Below are 18,355 nucleotides of genomic sequence, written 5' to 3' on the forward strand. Positions count from 1 at the left end.
GACGTGATTCGTTGTTTCAAACTCACGATTGTCGATCGCTTTAACCGGCGCAAGGTATCAAGCGCTAACTTAGCGGCCGTCAAATAAGTTAGCGTGTCGAACGGGTAGATGAATAAAAACAACTACCGGCTGGTGTACAGCCGGCTGAGAGGAATGCTGGTCGCGGTTGCGGAAACCGCTACGGCAAGTGGCAAGGAAGCGGGACAGGCAACGCTGGGAAACCCAAAATCACAGGGTGTGATTTTGTCTTCTGCGGATCGCGCGCCGTCTTCTTTTCTGCGGCAGATCGTCTTCGCCGCGCTCGTGTTACTCGGTGCGCTCCCTTCGTGGTCAGTCGCGCAGATCGTCCCTGGTGGGGCACACGCGCCTTCGGTGGATCAAACGCACAACGGCATCCCGCAGGTCAACATCAACCGGCCCTCGAACGCTGGCGTGTCGATGAACACCTACGGCCGGTTCGACGTACAGAAGAACGGCGCGATCCTGAACAACTCGCCGGTCTTCGTGCAGACGCAACAGGCGGGGATGGTCAACGGCAACCGGAATCTCGCTCCGGGCCAGACTGCGCGCATCATCGTCAATCAGGTCAACAGCAGCGCGGCGAGCCAGATCAACGGGCATCTTGAAATTGCCGGACAGCGGGCCGAAGTCGTGATCGCGAACGGCTCGGGCATTTCGGTGAACGGTGGCGGCTTCATCAACACGTCGCGCGCGATCCTCACGACCGGCACGCCGAACTTTGCACCCGACGGTTCGCTCGCCGGCTTCACGGTCACACGAGGCAATATCAGCATTCAGGGCGCGGGGCTGGATGCACGCGATACCGATCAGGTCGATCTGCTCGCGCGCGCCGTGCGGGCGAACGCGGCGATCCATGCGCAGAACCTGAATGTGGTGAGCGGTGCAAACAGCGTCGAGCACGCCACGCTCAACGCGAGGCCGGTTGCGGGTGAAGGCCCCGCACCCGGAGTCTCGATCGACGTGAGCCACCTCGGCGGCATGTACGCGAACCGTATCGTGCTGGCGGGCACGGAACACGGGGTAGGGGTTTCGACCCAAGGCGTGCTCGCCGCCCAGGCGGGCGACCTCACGCTCACCACGCAGGGCAAGCTCGTCCTCGCCGGACAGACCAATGCGAGCGGCAACCTTGCTCTCTCAGCACTTGAGGGCATCGACAACAGCGGCACGACCTACGCGCAGCAGAACCTCACCGCCCGCACGTCGGGCGCGCTTGCGAACAGCAGCGTGCTTGCGGCACAGCAAAGCACGACGGTTAATGCGGCGAGCGTCGTCTCGACCGGCACCCTTGCCTCGGGGGTGGATAGCAACGGCCACGTCACGCAGGCGGGCGACCTGAACGTGGCCGCATCGGGTGCGCTCAGCGAAACCGGCGAGAACGTGGCGGGCGGCAATGCAACCCTCACAGGCAGCAGCGTGAATCTCGCGGGCAGTAAAACAGCGGCCAACGGCCGCGTGGCGCTCACGGCGAACGCGGGCGACCTGAACCTTGCAGGCGCGACGACGAGCGCCGGGAGCGTGGTCACGGCGAACGCAGCGGGTACGCTCAATAACGATCACGGTTCGATGACGGGCGGCAGCGGCGTGACGCTCGGTGTGGGGGCCATTTCGAACCAGGCCGGCCAGATATCGGCACAGGGTCCGCTCGTCGTGCAAGCCTCGGGGCAGATCGCCAACCAGGGCGGCACGTTCGTTTCGCAAGGCGCGATGCAGGTGCGCGGCGGCGCCATCGCGAACAATCAGGGGACGATGCAGAGCGCCGTGGGTCTCGGGATTTCCGGGTCATCGCTCGACAATACGGCAGGCCATATCCTTTCGCTGAACGGCGACGGCCTGAGCCTCGGCATCACCGGCACGTTGCTCAACGGCATTAGCGGCGTGATCGGGGGCAATGGTCGCGCCGAGGTGAGCGCGCATGCCCTCACGAACGCGGGACGGATTGCCGCGCTCACCGATGCCGTGTTGCAGGCGTGGAATCTCGGCAACAGCGGGCAGATGACGGCAGGCGGCGTGCTGACGGCCACGGCCACGGGCGCGCTGTCCAATGCCGGGGGAACATTCTCGGGGGGCACCGTGACCGTTTCTGGCGCGTCCATCGACAACAGCCGGGGCGACATCAACGGCGACACAGTCTCGGTCACGGCGGCTGGCAACCTGACAAATCGGCGCGGGCGCGAACGCCACGCTCCAGAACGAATCGATGACCAGCAGCGGCGGGTCGATCGTCGCGCCGAACCTGTCGGTGCGCACGAGCGGCACGCTGGACAACAGCAACGGCCGGATCGAGGCCAACCAGCTCGCGCTTCGCGCGACAGACCTCATCAACCACAACGGCTCGATCACGCAGTACGGCACGTCGTCGGTGGGCTTCGATGTCAGCGGCACATTCGACAACTCGGCGGGCGGCACCTTCCAGTCCAACAGCACGAGCCTGACGATTGCGCCTGGCGCACTGATCAACGATGACGGCAAAATCCTTGCTGCCGGAACGGGCAAGCTAACGATTGCAGCGGGCAACGGTGCGGGGGCGTTCTCGAACGTCAACGGGCAGATCATCGCTGCCGGCGAGATCGCCGCGCACGCCGGGAACCTGAACAACCAGCACGGCGTATTGGCCGCGCGGGGGGATATCGCGGCGGAGATCGCCGGCGACGTGAACAACGAGGACGGGTCCGTGCGCTCGCTCTCGTCCCTGTCGCTCGCGAGCGGTGGAGCGCTTGACAATACGCGCGGCCAGCTCCAGTCGGGCTCGGGTGCGGCGGGCGACGCGAGCACGCTCGAAGTTCAGGCTTCGTCGATCGACAACACGAACGGGCTGGTCAGTAACCTCGGCACCGGCGACACGACCGTGCAAAGTGGCAGCCAGACCGTCAACCGGGGCGGCGTGATGACGGGCAACGGCCGGGTGAGCGTCGATACATCGGCGTTCGTCAATACGCAAAACGGTCAACTCAGCGGCGCGAGCGTCGCGCTGCGGGGCGATAGGGTGGACAACAGCGATGGAAAAATCGGCAACCTGACAGACTCGATCGGCGATGTCTCCATCACGGTCGCCGGCGCGATCGCGAACACGAACGGCCAGATTGGCGCGACGCATGACCTGTCAGTCACTGCTGCGGCGCTGACGGGCGGAGGCGCGTACAGTGCAGCAAATGATGTTGCGGTAAGCGTTGAGGGTGACTTCGCGTCCACCTCGGATCGGCAGTTCAACGCGGGTCGTAACCTCACCTTTAGCCTGCCAGGCACGTTCGACAACGGCGCGACCCTGGCGGCAGTGAACCATCTCGGTATCGACGCGGGCGATATCGTCAACCGCGGCGTGTTGATGGCGGGCGGCACGCTCACGACGCACTCGAACACGCCCGCGAACACGGGTGCGATAGTGGGCGGCAGCGTGTCACTCAACGCGAACGGCACGATCACCAATGTCGGGCCGAGCGCGCTCATTGGCGCGTCGGACAGCGACGGCACGCTTGAACTGCTCGCGCAGGACATCGAAAACCGTGACGACACGACGACGACCGACACGCAGGCGACGACCGCGATCTACGGTCTCGGCAAGGTCATACTGGCGGGTGAAAAAAATGTGGACGGCCGCTACACGAACGCGCGACTGATCCGCAACCAGTCGGGGCTGATCGAATCGGCCGGCGACATGGAACTGCACGCCAGCCAAGTGACCAACACCCGCACGACGATGAGGACGACCGGGCTGAACCAGCCGGTCGATCCGGCGCTGCTGGAGGCGCTTGGCATCAGCCTGTCGGGCCAGACGGGCCAGGTCGGCGTAGCCGATGCGAACAGCATCGGCGGCGTCTATACCGATCCACCGCACGGCGGCCAGTGGAATTCGACCTACCAGTACACGACCTATACGGGCGTCGCGGTGGCGAACCTGATTGCCTCGATCAGCCCGCAAGCGCAGATCGTGGCAGGGGGCAAGCTGGATGCGGCCAATGTGGGCCTGTTTCAGAACTACTGGAGCGCGGTCGCGGCGGTTGGCGACATCGCCGCGCCCGTCGCGCTCGATCAGAACAGCTGGCGAGGCCAGGCAGCGCCACAAGTCCAGATCACGTATTCGGGCCAGTATCACTACAACAACTACGACAACACCGAACACAACTGGCAGCTACCGTTCGGCGATGCACCCTTCGTCGGTTCGCGGCCGGGCGGCTACACGCAGGCGGCGCCGGCCGATATCCGCCACTACGCGCTGCCGGGCTACGAATCGAGCTTTGTCGCGGGCGGCTCGCTGTCGGGCTCGGGCATCAGCCTCGACAACACGGCGGGTAACGCCGGCATTCCATCGATGGGTCTCGCGCCCGGTCAGGCGCTCTCCGGCGTGAACATCGGCGGCCTGAGCGGCCAAGCGAGTGGCGCGAAGCCGGGGGGCGTGTCGTCGGTTCAGGGCACCGGGGGCACGATGAGCGGACCGGCGACGGTCGGCGGCAGCTCGGGCATGATCGATCCGGTCATCGCCAGCGCGAGCGCGCAGGCCGTGCTGCAAAACCTCGAGATTCCTCAAGGGGGCCTGTTCAGTCCGGCCACCGCGCCAGGGGCCACGTATCTGATCGAGATGAATCCGGCTTTTACGAACCAGAAGACGTTCATCTCCAGCGACTACTACCTGCAACAGCTTGGCCTGAATTCGCAGACGACCGCCAAGCGCCTCGGCGACGGCTTCTACGAGCAGCAGCTCGTGCGCAACCAGATCACGTCGCTCACCGGCCGTGCCGTGCTGGGCCCCTACAGCGACCTTCAGTCGATGTACTGGTCGCTGCTGGCAGCGGGCTCATCGTTCACGCAGTTGCTGAATCTGCCGCTTGGCATACGCCTCACGCCCGGGCAGGTGGCGGCGCTCACGGGCAACGTCATCATCATGATGACCGAAGTGGTCGATGGGCATTCCGTGCTGGTGCCGGTCGTCTATCTCGCGAAGGCGAGCCAGCGGAACATGAACGGTCCGCTGATTGCGGCGAGCGACATCAATCTCCAGAACGTGCAGACCTTTACCAACAGCGGCACGGTGCAGGCAGACAACACGTTGTCGATTCAGGGCGACCAGATTAACAACGCATTCGGCGCACTGCAAAGCGGCGGCCTCATGTCGCTGACGACGGAGGGCAACATCGACCTCACCTCGGCGAGTGTGAGCGCGGGCAGCCTTGCGTTGATCGCTGGCGGTGATCTGCTGCTGAATACGGCGGTGAGAACCGTCGACCAGGTGAGCGCGACCGGCGCGGCGCGCGCGACGACCACGCTCGGCCCCATCGCGAACCTGAACGTGGCCGGCGACGCCCTCATCGTGACGGGTGGCAACGTCGAGCAGAACGCGGGCAACCTGAGCGTGGGCGGCAATCTCGGCATGGCCGTGGGCGGCAACTATGAACTCGGGTCGGTCACGACCGGCGAGCACAAGGTGGTCGAGCGCGCGAACGGCGTGTCGAACACGAACTTCAATCAGACGACCGGCAGTTCGGTGAATGTCGGCGGCGTGTCGCAGATCGGTGTGGGCGGCGACCTGACGGCCACGGGCGCGAGCCTGAACCTTGCCGGTGGCGGCACGCTTGCTGCGAATGGCAACGTGACGCTTCAGGCGGCGAAGGCGACCTCGAGCACCGACAGCAACAGTTCAGGCAGCGACAGCCACGGCAGCTACTCGGAGTCGCTGCACCGGTCAGACGATACGCTCAGCGCGACGACGCTCCATGCAGGCGATTCGCTCGCCGTGATATCGGCCAAGGATATCCACGTCACTGGAAGCGCGATCAGTCTCGACCAGGGCACGGCGATGCTGGCGGCGGCGGGTAACGTCAACATCGGCGCGGCGAGCGAAACGCATGTCGAGAACACGCAGGAGCAGCACCGCCACAGCAATGTTGCGAGCAGCACGAAAGTAGCTAGTTCGAGCGACGTTACGACGACGCTCTCGCAGGGAAGCCTCGTCTCCGCCGATGCTGTGACGATCGCCAGCGGCAAGGATATCAAGGTCGTGGGCAGCACCATCGTTGGCACGAACGACGTGACTCTGGCCGCAGCGGGCAACCTGGATATCACGACTTCGCAGGACACGCAGAGCACGTCGAGCTATTACCGCAAGCGCGAGTCCGGGATCGGCACGGGCGGAGGAATCGGCGTCTCCGTCGGCAGCAAGGCGCAGACCGACACGGCCGATAGCGCGCAGGTCTCGAACACGGGCAGCACGGTCGGGTCGCTGAACGGGAATCTGAACATCACCGCAAGCCAGGACCTGCACGTGACGGGCAGTGATCTGATTGCGGCGCGCAATGTCACTGGCACGGGGGCGAACGTGACGATCGACTCGGCGCTCGACACGGCGCGTCGCAACGAGACGCACGAGCTCAAGCAGAGCGGCTTTTCGCTCGCGCTCAAGGCCCCGCTGATCGATGCGGCATCGAACACGGTGGATCAGTCGCACGCGGCGGGCCGCAGTCAGGACGATCGCGCGGCGGCGCTGCACGGCATGGCGGCGGCGAGCGGCGCGCTCGATGCGGCCGGCACCTTGGAGGCGCTCGCGAACGGCGCGAAACCGGAGGTCAAGGTCGAACTCAGTTATGGCAGCAGTCACAGCAAGAGCGCTTACGCCGGGGACAGCACGACGAACCGGGCGTCGAACGTGACGGCAGGCGGCACGGCTGCGTTCGTCGCGAGCCAGGGCGATGTGAGCATCGTCGGTTCGAACGTGAACGCGAACGACGTGATCCTGGCGGCACGCGACCAGGTGAATCTCGTCAACACGACCGATACCGATTCGACGCGCAGTTCGAACAGTTCCAGCAGTTCGAGTGTCGGTGTCTCGGTTGGGACGCAGGGCGTGGGTGTCTCGGCGTCGATGGCGAAGGCGCATGGAGACGGCAATAGCGATGCGGTGATGCAGAACAACACGCATGTGACCGCGGCCAACACTGCGACGATCATTTCTGGCGGCGACGCCAACATCATCGGCGCCAACGTTAAGGGTCGTCAGGTGAATGCCGATGTGGGTGGTAATTTGAACATCGCGAGCGTGCAGGACACGACCACGAGCGCGGCGCATCAGGAGAGCAAGGGCGGCGGGTTCAGCATCAGTCAGGGCGGCGGATCGGCGAGTTTCAGCACGAGTCACGGCAACGCGAACGGCGATTACCACGGAGTAAGCGAGCAAGCGGGCATCCACGCGGGTGACGGCGGGTTCAACCTGAACGTGAAGGGCAACACAAGTCTGACCGGTGCGGTCATCGCGAGTACGGCCGATGCGTCGAAGAACAACCTGACGACGGGAACGCTCACGTTCGGCAATATCCAGAATCAGTCGAGTTACGACGCGCACTCGGGCGGCTTCAGCGCGGGTGCCACGACTGGTGACGGTGGCGCAAACACCAGCACCCATGGCAATACGTCAGGGATAAATGCGGGCGGCGGAGCGCCGATGTTGAGCCAGAACGACAGTGGCAGCGACAGCGCGATCACGAAGAGCGGCATCAGCGCGAGCACCATCAGTGTGACGGATACAGCGAACCAGACGCAGGACCTCACGAGCCTGAATCGGGACACATCGAACACCAACGGCACGGTGGCGAAACTGCCGGACGTGAACAACCTACTCGACCGACAGGCCGACATGATGGCAGCGGCTGGCGCGGCCGGTGAAGCCGTCTCACGGCGCATCGGTGACTATGCCGATGAACAGGCGCGAGCAACCGGCGATCCGGGATGGCGTGAAGGGGGCGCCTACCGAGCCGAGATGCAGGCCGCGGGCGCGGCGCTCGTGACGGGCCTCGCGGGTGGGAATGCGCTGGGTGGCGCGGCAGGTGCGGGCATCGCGTCGATCGCGGGAGGCAAGTTGAACGAGTTGAGCGGTACGATTGCTGGCTCGAACCCGACCGGTAACGCTGGCGTGAACGCGGCGCTCGGCAATATCGTGGCGAACGTTATCGTGACGGGTGCGGGCGCGGTGGTGGCGGGTGATGCAGGCGCGTTCTCGGCATATAACGTGGACCGATACAATCGACAGTTGCATCCTGAGGAAAAGACGCTCGCCAATCAGATCGCGGACAAGAGCGGCGGCAAGTACACGCAGGCGCAGATCGAAGATCAGATGCGGATCATGGGCGTGACCATTAACGGCACGACTGAGAGTGGCGCGCCTGATACGTTGATCGGCAAGACACCGACCGATGCGGGTGCAAACTGGCAGTACGCGGGTAAGACGGCGGACGGCAAGCCGATCCTTACGCAAACGAACGCGGCGGTTGATTCGGACTTGCAGAACTACATTCGGAATAGCTACGCCTCGGTTGGCGGAGGTGTGCCGAGCATCGTGACGGGTTATGTGCCGACGCCCACGCAGCCGAAGCTAGGGCAGACAACAGCTACGAGTTCGACGGCTGGCACGATTTGCCCGCGCGGCGATTGCGGGATTGCGGTTTATGGTCCGTCCAAGAATCAAGTGGCCGATGCAGCTTCTTCAATCTCGACGGCAGCGGGACGAACTGGGGCCGCAATGGGGGCCGCGGCGCAACTTCCTACTCCTTACGCAGGGGCGTTTGCAAGCGCAGCTTACGCGTCTACTGTCGTCGGTTGGGTTGCCGGTGGCGTGGAACAGCTAACTCGGCCGAATGCGCGACCCTTTATATCGGGCGGATTAGTCGATATTGGCAATTACTTTGCGTCGGATCGTTACCCAATGGCAGGACCGGCAATTAACGAGGTGGGGGAAGCGATCAAGGGCTCATCGTGGATGGACCAATTTAACAAGGGAACCAAGAAATGAGGGAATACTTCATTCGCGACGGCAACTTCACACCGGTTGTAAGGGGCGTTCTATGTGTGGTCGGAATCGCAATTGGGTTTATTGGACTCAAATACGATGACTCTCTCGTTGTTGCCCTAGTAGGCTTAGTAATAGCCGCGATTGGCGGATTTGCCAGCCGCGCCCACATGCTTAAAATCAAGCCGTTTGACAACAGCTACAAGAAGGCTCGAAAAAGCTACGAAGTGAAGGACGACGAGCAGGACAAGTCGCGATAACAACGAACCATCCGTCAACGGCGGGCTTGGTGCAGTTCTGCAGTTTGCCAAGCCCGAACTGTAGTCCTTATCTCCTGATTCAAGCCACACGATGAAAATCAGCACAAGGCTGGCGGCATTGCCGCTCACAGCCCTGGTATCGCTTGCTTTCGCACAGCGCGCACCGACGCCGGCCGATACCGCCGCAGCCGCACGAGCCAACGCCGAGCAAAACCAGCAAATTCAGCAGCAGCGCTACGCACAGCAGCGCGACGCCGCCGTGCAGACCCCAGTGGTGCGTTCGACCCTGCCAACGGTCGAAGGCTTCCCGGTGCTGCCAGTCGAGACGCCATGCTTTCGCATCGACAGATTCACGCTCGATGTGCCCGAGACACTCCCCGATGCCGTTCGCCGCAAGGGCGCTTCGGCGCTATCGCTTGACCCGTTTGCCTTCGCCCGCGAATGGCTTGGCCACTACAGCGGCCAGTGCATCGGCAAGACGGGTATCGATGCGTTGATGAAAGAACTGCAACAGGCGATCCTGAGCCGTGGTTACGTGACGACCCGCGTCCTGCTGCCCGAGCAGGACCTGTCGAGCGGCACGCTCGCGTTCGCCCTTGTGCCCGGCGTCGTGCATCAACTCAGCTTGGCTGATCCGACCACACGCGGCACATTGAAATCCGCCTTCCCGATCCGCGACGGCGACCTGCTGGACCTGCGCGAACTCGAACAGGGGCTGGAGCAGATGAAGCGCGTGGCGTCGCAGGACGTGGACATGAAGATCGAGCCGACCGACACACCAGGCGAAAGCGATATCGTCGTCACCTTGAAGCGCTCGAAGCCGTGGAGCCTGGTCGCCTCCGTCGATAACTCGGGCACCGAGGCGACCGGCAAGTAGCAGGGCAACGTGAACCTCGGCCTCGACAACCCGCTGGGACTCAACGACGTACTCGCGCTCGGCGCGAACCAGGACCTGGCATTCGGCAACAAGTCGCTCGGCTCGCGCGGGTTCAACGGTTCGTACTCGGTGCCGTGGGGGTATTGGACAGCGACGTTGTCCGGCTACACCAGCAGCTATTACCAGCAGATTGCAGGCTCGAACCAGACGTTCGTATCGGCCGGCAACTCGCAGACGGCTGCACTGAAACTCGCACGCGTCCTGAGCCGCAGCCAGAACGACGTGTTCGGCGTCGAGTTTCAGCTATCGAAGCGCTGTGGCAAAAGTTTCATCGATGACACCGACATCCCGCAGCAGCGGCGCAACAACACGTTTATCGAAGCAGGTCTGACCGACCGTCATTACTTCGGTGCGGCGCAGTTCGATGGCACGCTCGCGTATCGTCAGGGCATCGGCGGACTCGGCGCGACGCCCGATCCGTACCCGGACGGCCCGACGTACCGCTACCGCATGGCCGTGCTGGACGCCAACCTGTCGGTGCCGTTCGCCGTCGCGCAACAGCGCTTCCGCTACGTGACGACGTTTCACGGCCAGTTCACCAACGACACGCTGTTCTATCTGGACGACCTGGCGATCGGCAGCCGTTACACGGTCCGCGGCTTCGACGGCGAGACGATGCTGGCGGCGGAGAAGGGTTTCTACTGGCGCAACGAGCTGCAAATGCCGATTGGCCAGAAGGGACAGTCGCTCTATGCCGGGATCGACTGCGGGCGTGTGTTTGGCCCGAACACAACGTTTCTGGCCGGAACGCAACTCGCGGGTGCGGTGATCGGCATCCGCGGCGTGTTGCCTGTACGCCTTGCTGCTTTCTCGTATGACCTGTTCGTCGGGATGCCGATCTACAAACCGGACGGTTTCCCGAGCGCGCGCGCGACAGTCGGGGTGCAGGCTACCGCGCAGTTCTAACGTCTTTAAACGCTCACCCGCCCCCAATATAATCAAACAACGACATCTTCTGAATCTGCGAAAACGCCATCTGCGCGCCTTGGAGCGCATTCTGCGTCAACTCATACTGACTGATGGCGCTAACCAGATCGATGCTGGTCAGGTTCTCGAGATCGCTTGAAGCCTGCGTAGAAGCATTGGCCATCGAGCTTTGCGTAGCCGCGACTTCCTGCTCGCGTCCACCGACCGTAGCCTGCGTCGAAAGCACATTCGTGAACGTGTTATTGATCTTGGTCGTCGCCGTAGTCATGGCGTTGACAAGCGCGGCTTTTTGCTCAGCCGTGTCAGTAGGCTGCTTGAGCGCATTCACGAGATTATCGAGCGTCGCGAAGATATCCGTCCCGGAAGAAGCCGCCGGCCCTGCCGTGAACGTATCGCCATCGGCGGGAGAGCCGTCGATGGTCACCTTCTGCCCGCCGAGCGTGATATCCGTCTTCCCCGTGTACGCAACTGGCGTCGGCGGCGAACCATCGGCCGTCGGCGTGACCGTATAGCTCTTCGACCCATCCGACGCCACCGCGAACTTGATCGTGTAATTGCTCGAATTACCCGCGTTGGTCGGATCGGAAACACTCACGGGGCTGATCGTGCCCGAACCCGTGTTCGATAAACTCGCCGCCGATACCGCATCCGCCTGCGCCGCCGACACGCTCTGGAAAATCGACGACCCCGCGTCGTTGACGCTGACCGTGCGGTTCTCGCTCAGCTGCACCTGACGCTGCCCAAGATCGCCGCCATAAGTCGCCCCGACGCCCGACGCGTTGTTGCTGAACGGCACCACGCTGCTCTTGTAGCCGGCGAAAATGTAGTTGCCATCGGCATCGGTGGTATTCGCGAGGCCCATCAGCTGATCGCGATAACCCTGCAACTGATTCGCGAGCGACGTGCGGTCGGAGTCGTTGAGCGATCCGTCGCCGATCCGCACCGCCTGCGTCTTGATGCTCTGCAGGACACTGCTCACGCTGGTGAGCGTCGAGTCCTCGAGCTGCAGCGACGACTGCGCCGACGTCTGGTTCGTCGCGTACTGCGTGAACGCAGAGCTCTTCATGCTGAGCTGCACCGCCTGCGAAGCGCCGAGCGGATCGTCGGATGCGGTGAGAATCCGCTTGCCGGATGAAATCTGCTGATACATCGACGCGAGCGAGCTTTGCTGATCGCTCATCGTCTGGACGTTCATGTTGAAATACTGGGAGCTGGAAATGCGCATCGCCGTATGCCTCAGTTGAAGATGCCAAGCAGCGTCTGGAACAACGACGACGCCGTCTGGATCACCTTGCTGTTCGCCTGATAAAGCTGCTGGTACTGCATCAGGTTCGCCGCTTCTTCGTTCAGGTTGACGCCCGACACCGACTGCTGCGCCGCCGTCACCTGGTTGAGCAGCGCCGTCTGCGACGTGCTCGAGCTCTTCATCTGGTTCGTATCGTTGCCGATCTGGTTCACGTAGGTCGCGTAAGCGCCCGTGAGCGTATCGGTGCCGCCGTTCATGCTCTTGGTCGTGACGAGGTTCGACATCGCGAGCGCGTTGCTGCCGTCGCTCGTGCCGCCCTTGTTCGGTGCCAGGTTGAACGCGTCCTTGTCCGACGGCGCGCCGGTGATAGTCGCCGTGACGCCGTTCGACGTGACCGTGAGGCCCTTCGACGAATCGTAGGGAATCATCTGTCCGGCCGTGATGACGGACGAATCGGCGAGCGTCACATCGACGTTCGACGTGAAGCCGCCTTTGGTCGAGTCATAGCTGAGGCTGATGGCGCTCGCGGTGTAGCCCGCAACGACCGTCGCCGACGAAATCGATGCCGTGCCGCCGTTGCTCGTCGCCGCCGACGTCACGACAGGCGATGCCGCCGCGATCGCCGCGGGGCTGGAGTTCGAGAGCCTGAAGCCGTCGAGCGAGGAGCGGGTCGGCTGGATCGTGAACGAATCGCCGGCCTTCATCGTGCCCGACACGCTGATGTCGAGCCCGTTCAACGTGCCGCTCGTCGCGGGCGCGCTGAAGCTGTCGAGCGCGGCGCCCGACTTGCGGTCCGACAGCGTGTACTTCGAGCCGTCGAAGGAAAGCGTGTAGTCGCCGGTGGTCGGCTTCGTCGGATCGGTGAACGAGACGCCGAGCGTCGCGTTGCCCGTGTTGCGCGCGTTCGCGTAGATCGTCGGGCTGCCCGTCGAGAACAGCGCGCCGCCGGCGTTGCCGTTCAAATCAAGGCCGAGCGCATTCTGCTGGTTCAACTGCGTGGCGAACGTCGTCGCGATCGCGCCGAGTTGCGCCTGCGCCGGGTCGAGCGTCTGGCTGCGGAAATCCAGCAAACCGCCGACGGTGCCGCCCGACAGCGCCGATTCATTGATATAGCTGATCTGCGAGGGCGTCTGCGTCGAGCCGTCGCTGCTCTTGAACGCGATCGCGAGTTCGCTCGGATCGGACGCCGACGTCACCGCCTGCAATCCATACTGCTTCGCGCCGACGACGAGCGGCTGCCCGTTGCCGATGAACACGTTGTAGTTGCCGTCGGACTGCACGACCTGCACGCCGACCATCGAACTCAGGTTCTGCACCGCGAGGTCACGCTGATCGAGCAGCTGGTTCGGCGGCTGGCCTTGGGCGCTCGCGGCGTTGATCTGCTTGTTGAGGTCCGCGATCTGCTGCGAGTAGCTGTTGATCTGCGTGACGGCGGCCGTCAGTTGCATGTTGACGCTCTGGCGTAACTGGTCGTACTGGCTGCCGGCGGCGTTGATCTGGTCGGCGAGCGTTTGCGCGCTGCTCACAAGCGTCTGGCGCGCGGACGTGCTGCTCGCGGCATTCGCCACCGACTGCATGCCGGTAAAGAATCCGCTGATGCCGGCGGCGATCCCCTTCGTCGGATCACCGACGAGATTGTTCAACTGGGAGATCAGCGAGTAATACGTATTGGCCGAGCTGCTCGCCGACTGCGTGTTGTTCAGTTGCGTCGAGAGGTACTGGCTGTACGAACGCGTGACGGAGACACTCTGCACGCCGTTGCCGAGGTAGCCAGAGTTCGTGTACTGGCCGGACGCTTCCTGATACGAGACTTTTTCGAGCGAATAGCCCGGCGTCGCGGCGTTGCTGATGTTCTGTCCCGTGACCGTCAGTCCCCACTGGGCTGCGTTGAGACCGCTGACGCCGATATTGAATATGTTGTTGGACATGCATGAATCCTGGTGAGACGGCGTCACTTGGCCGCCGCTAGACGAGAACTGTTCTTTATAACGGCCGTTTGTGCGCAAAGTTGAGCGTGCGCGGTGCTGCGGCCGGGTTCGGGCGATCTTGCTTTCGCGCTGTGTCCTATGCGAACGCAAGACGCGATACAGCCATTATCGGCAGCGCGGCACGTAAGCAATCGGGGGAGAAGCGGGGGGATTGGGGGGTAATTCGAGGAATGCCGGCGCGTGTGTCGCGCATGGCAAAAACACAAAAGCCGATCGACACGCGCCGATCGGCTCATCAAACTAAAAACGCCGTCACGTCACTTCGCGAGTGATCGCCGTTTCATTTCGAGCTGCGTGATCAGGCGCTGAAGCGTGTTCTCAGCAGACCCCGGCAAGGAAACAAACTTGAAGCCCAGCGTGAAGCGCCGGTCACCCTTCGCCGTCGTCTGTTCGCGATGCGAGACGAGCCTGAGATCGAGCGTCAGCTTGCCCGGCACGCTGAAATGCAATTCGACGTCGGTCAGCGTGATGCCCATTTCCAGATCCTCGGCGCGCTCGTCCATCGTGCGCAACGCGACGCCGCCCAGCGACAGGTCATGCACCTCGAAGCGAAAACGATCGCCGCTCGGCAGCATTCCGCTGCAGATATACGGATCGAGCACGGGCGCCTCGACGCGGAAATACTCGCGCCGCTGCATGTAGTAGAGCACCTTCGGAAAATCGACTTCGAACGCCGGACGGCCTTCAAAAGTCGTTTCGCGCGGGGTGCCCGTCGTGAACTCCACGCGCACGCCATCGGGTGCCGCGTGAAAGATCAGCGTCGGCGCGGCGAGCACCACGCGGTTCTGTTCGGCGACGCCGCCCCAATCGAAGATGAAACTGTGCGCCGTTACGTCGACGTCGAGCAGCCGCGTAACGATTTGTCCGCCGGCATACTCGGCCGTGAGGAAATCCCCACGATTGGCGAGGTTGCGCAGTGATACGCCGACTTCGAGCGGCGTGCGCCGGCCGAAATCGACGGGTTCGGCGTGTTTTTCGTCAGCGACGTGATCATGCGTCTGGTTGCTATTCATGGTGCTGTGCCGTGTTCATTTTGCTCGCGCGCCGCCACGGTTGCAGGCATCGCGCGTCGAACCGGATCAGGTCGATCCGGCACTTCGGTGTTCCTGTTTAGCGGCAAATCCCAAAAAAAATTTAGGGCTTGCCGTAAAAATTTCCAGCTTTATCCGCCACGTATTCGTTGCTTCTGACGTAAAACGCTAGCTTTGTCCGACCGCGGCGCGCGAGCATCTCCCGCGCGCTCGGTGCAAGGTTCCATCTTCATGCACCAATAAAAGCAATGTGCGCGCCCATCGTTTCATCAAACGATCTGACGCATGATGGAAATCAGCTTCTTCGCGTACTGCGGATCGGTGGCGTAGCCGGCTTTCTGCATGCCGTGCGCGAAGCCCGCAGCGTCGCGCGAGGCCTCGACGACCGGCGCGTAACGCGGATTGTTCTTCAGCACGCTCGCGTAGTCGGTCAGCGCATGTTCATACGAATCATAGGCCCTGAAGCGCTCGACGACCTTTTGCGGCTGGCCATTCACGTATTCCGTCGTCACCGCGCTGACCGTCTTGCCGATCCAGTCCTTCGTCGCCTTGATGCCGAAGATGTTGTGGCTCGTCGAGCCGTCCGCGTTCTTGATCTCGCGCTTGCCCCAGCCCGATTCGAGCGCCGCCTGGCCGATGATGAAGCGCGCCGGAATGCCCGTCGCCGCGCTCGCGGCCTGCGCCGGCACGGCGAGGCGATCGACGAATGCGTTCACCTTGTCGGTGCCGTTGCCGCGTGCGGGCGGTTCGAGCGAGCTGTTCGCAGTGTAGCCCGTGCCCGACTGAAGCGAATTCGCCTTCGAAGCCGCCGCGCTCGCGTAAGCCTTCGCCATCGCGTTCATCGCGGCCATGTTGCCGGCGTTCGCGGTGCCGTCGTCGCCGCCCGAAGAGGCGGAGAGCGTGCTCAGCGCGTTGGCGCCCGCAGCACCAGAAGCGCCCGACGCACCTGCATTGCGCATGAGCTGCTTCAGCATCATGTCCGCGACGCCGATCCCCTTCGACGACATCTGCTGCGACATCTGCTGGTCGAGCATCGACGTGAAAGACTTGCTTTCGTTCGAATCGAACGGGCTGTCGGACGGCGTGGCGTCGCGCATGCTCTTCAACATCATCTGCGTGAAGACGGCGTCGAACTGCTTGGCCGCCGCCTTCAGTCCGTCCTGCGGCGATGCGTTCGCCTGGGCGCGCATCGCGTCGAAGCCTTGCACGTCGAGGGCAAAGCGATTCGACAAGTTGCCGATCCCGCCGTTCGTGTCGGTGGATGCCAGGGCACTGCTGGCGATACCGCTCGCGTTCGAGTTCATGGGCTGTCGTCCTTAAATGATTTCGAGGTCGGCGCGCAGGGCGCCCGCCGCTTTCATCGATTGCAGAATCGAGATCAGGTCGGCCGGGGTCGCGCCGAGCGCGTTGAGCGCCTTCACGACATCCGCGAGATTCGCGCCCGCCGCGAGCATCTTGAGCGCGCCGCTGTCCTGCTTCAACTGAATCGACGATTCCTTCGCCGCGACCGTCTGCCCGTTCGAGAACGCGCCAGGCTGGCTGACCGCCGTCTTCGTGTTGATGACGACCGACAAATTGCCGTGCGCGACCGCGCAGTTCTGCAGCGTGACCATCTGGTTCATCACGATCGAACCGGTGCGCGCGTTGAGGATCACCTTGGCGGCGGCCTGCGACGGACGCACGTCGATGTTCTGCAACTGCGCCATGAACGCGACCTGTTGCGACGGATCGGCGGGCGCGCGCAACTGGATCGTGCGGCCGTCGAGCGCGAGCGCCGTGCCCATGCCGAACTGGCTGTTCACCGCTCCGACGATCTTCTGCGCCGTGTCGAAGTCCATGTCGCGCAGTTCCATCTGCATCGTGCCGCCCGCTTGCGTGACGGCGTTCGGCAAGGCGCGCTCGACGAGTGCGCCGCCCGAAATGCGTCCGACCGCGAGCTGATTCACCTGCACCTTGCTGCCGTTCGCGCTCGCGCCCGCACCGCCGACGACGAGGTTGCCCTGCGCCATCGCGTAGACCTGCCCGTCGGCGCCTTTCAACGGCGCCATCAGGAGCGTGCCGCCGCGCAAGCTCTTCGCGTTGCCGAGCGACGAAACCGTCACGTCGATCGCTTCGCCCGGCCGTGCGAACGGCGGCAGCGTGGCCGTCACCATCACGGCGGCGACGTTCTTCAACTGCATGTTCTGCGTGCTCGCCGAATTCAGCGTGATGCCGAGGTTGCCGAGCATGTTGGTCAGGCTCTGCGTCGTGAACGGCGTTTGCATCGTCTGGTCGCCCGTGCCGTCGAGGCCGACGACGAGGCCATAGCCGATCAGCGGGTTGTCGCGCACGCCCTGGAACACGACGAGGTCCTTCAGGCGCTCGGCGTGGGCCTTTTCGGGCAGCACGGCGGCGGCGGCGAGCGCGGCGAGCGCGACGGCGAGGAGTTTGGTGAGAATGTTCATGGTCAGAACGGCGCCAGGTTGAGGAAGAAGCGCTGCAGCCAGCCCATGTTCTGCGCTTCGTCGATATAGCCCTTCGCGGAGTACTCGATCTTCGCGTCCGCGACTTGCGTCGAAAAGACCGTGTTGCTGCCGGAGATGGTCGTCGGGTTCACGACGCCGGAGAAGCGCACGAATTCGTTGCCTTGGTTGATGAGCATCTGTTTTTCACCGCTCACCGCCAGGTTGCCGTTCGGCAGCACGCCGATCACGGTGACGGTCAGCGTGCCGCTGAACGTGTTGGCCGCGCTCGCGCCGCCCGCGGCGGTGAATTTGTTCGCGCCCGTGGCCGACAAAGTCGTGTTGTTGAATAGGCCGCCGAAGATACCCGGCGAGACCGGCACCGCGAACGAGCCGTTGCCCGCGCGATTCGTATTCGCCGCCGACGATTTCGTCGCGTTCACGTTTTCCGAGATCACGATGGTCAGGATGTCGCCGACATTGCGCGGACGCTGGTCTTCGAAGAGCGGCCGGCCAGCATAGCCCGCGTTGTAGATCGCGCCCGGCGACTGCGTGTTGAGCGGCGGCGCGGGCGGACGGGCGGTCATCGGCTGCTGGACGATCGGCTCCTTCGGCACGAGGCCGCACGCGGCGAGCGACGCGGCGAGCGCGAGGGCCGTGGCGAGACGCGAGAGGCGTACAGCTTCGCGGGCAATGGTCTTGATTGGCGACATCTTGGTGATCCGTCTGGTCTTGCG

8 protein-coding genes and 2 pseudogenes are annotated in these 18,355 nt (G+C 63.4%); 4 read left to right on the top strand and 6 right to left on the bottom strand.

What is annotated here, in order from left to right; genetic code table 11:
• Window positions 1-108: 108 nt before the first annotated feature.
• The 4 genes and pseudogenes from AWB67_RS43750 to AWB67_RS13780 all read left to right on the top strand — a co-directional run bounded on the left by AWB67_RS43750 (window position 109) and on the right by AWB67_RS13780 (window position 10,891).
• The gene (locus AWB67_RS43750) at window positions 109-2,484 is read left to right on the top strand and encodes a two-partner secretion domain-containing protein (protein WP_445344242.1); all 2,376 of its coding nucleotides are present in this window, start codon (window positions 109-111) and stop codon (window positions 2,482-2,484) included.
• Window positions 2,381-7,726 (top strand): annotated as a pseudogene (locus AWB67_RS43755) (hemagglutinin repeat-containing protein); the annotation flags it as partial. The gene AWB67_RS43750 and the pseudogene AWB67_RS43755, both read left to right, overlap by 104 nt.
• Before the next feature lie 1,061 nt (window positions 7,727-8,787).
• Window positions 8,788-9,048 (top strand): hypothetical protein, encoded by a 261-nt coding sequence (locus AWB67_RS13775; protein ID WP_087656804.1) that lies wholly within the window; start codon window positions 8,788-8,790, stop codon window positions 9,046-9,048.
• A gap of 91 nt (window positions 9,049-9,139) precedes the next feature.
• A pseudogene (locus tag AWB67_RS13780) lies at window positions 9,140-10,891 on the top strand (ShlB/FhaC/HecB family hemolysin secretion/activation protein).
• Between the two features lie 13 nt (window positions 10,892-10,904).
• Here AWB67_RS13780 and flgL read toward each other — a convergent pair.
• The 6 genes from flgL to AWB67_RS13810 form a co-directional block, all read right to left on the bottom strand.
• On the bottom strand, window positions 10,905-12,137 hold the full coding sequence (gene flgL, locus AWB67_RS13785) for a flagellar hook-associated protein FlgL (protein WP_087656805.1): 1,233 nt from the start codon (window positions 12,135-12,137) through the stop codon (window positions 10,905-10,907).
• An 11-nt stretch (window positions 12,138-12,148) separates the two neighbouring features.
• A complete protein-coding gene (gene flgK / locus AWB67_RS13790; protein ID WP_087656806.1) occupies window positions 12,149-14,086 on the bottom strand; it encodes a flagellar hook-associated protein FlgK in 1,938 nt (645 codons plus the stop codon).
• Between the two features lie 317 nt (window positions 14,087-14,403).
• A complete protein-coding gene (locus AWB67_RS13795; RefSeq protein ID WP_087656807.1) occupies window positions 14,404-15,159 on the bottom strand; it encodes a flagellar brake protein in 756 nt (251 codons plus the stop codon).
• A gap of 287 nt (window positions 15,160-15,446) precedes the next feature.
• The gene (gene flgJ, locus AWB67_RS13800; RefSeq protein WP_087656808.1) at window positions 15,447-16,481 is read right to left on the bottom strand and encodes a flagellar assembly peptidoglycan hydrolase FlgJ; all 1,035 of its coding nucleotides are present in this window, start codon (window positions 16,479-16,481) and stop codon (window positions 15,447-15,449) included.
• Between the two features lie 12 nt (window positions 16,482-16,493).
• Entirely contained in the window at window positions 16,494-17,621 is a 1,128-nt protein-coding gene (locus AWB67_RS13805) for a flagellar basal body P-ring protein FlgI (protein WP_087656809.1), read from the bottom strand.
• A gap of 2 nt (window positions 17,622-17,623) precedes the next feature.
• Entirely contained in the window at window positions 17,624-18,331 is a 708-nt protein-coding gene (locus AWB67_RS13810; RefSeq protein ID WP_125477595.1) for a flagellar basal body L-ring protein FlgH, read from the bottom strand.
• Window positions 18,332-18,355 lie beyond the last annotated feature (24 nt).

It is taken from the genome of Caballeronia terrestris (assembly GCF_001544515.1).
Classification (GTDB): domain Bacteria; phylum Pseudomonadota; class Gammaproteobacteria; order Burkholderiales; family Burkholderiaceae; genus Caballeronia; species Caballeronia terrestris.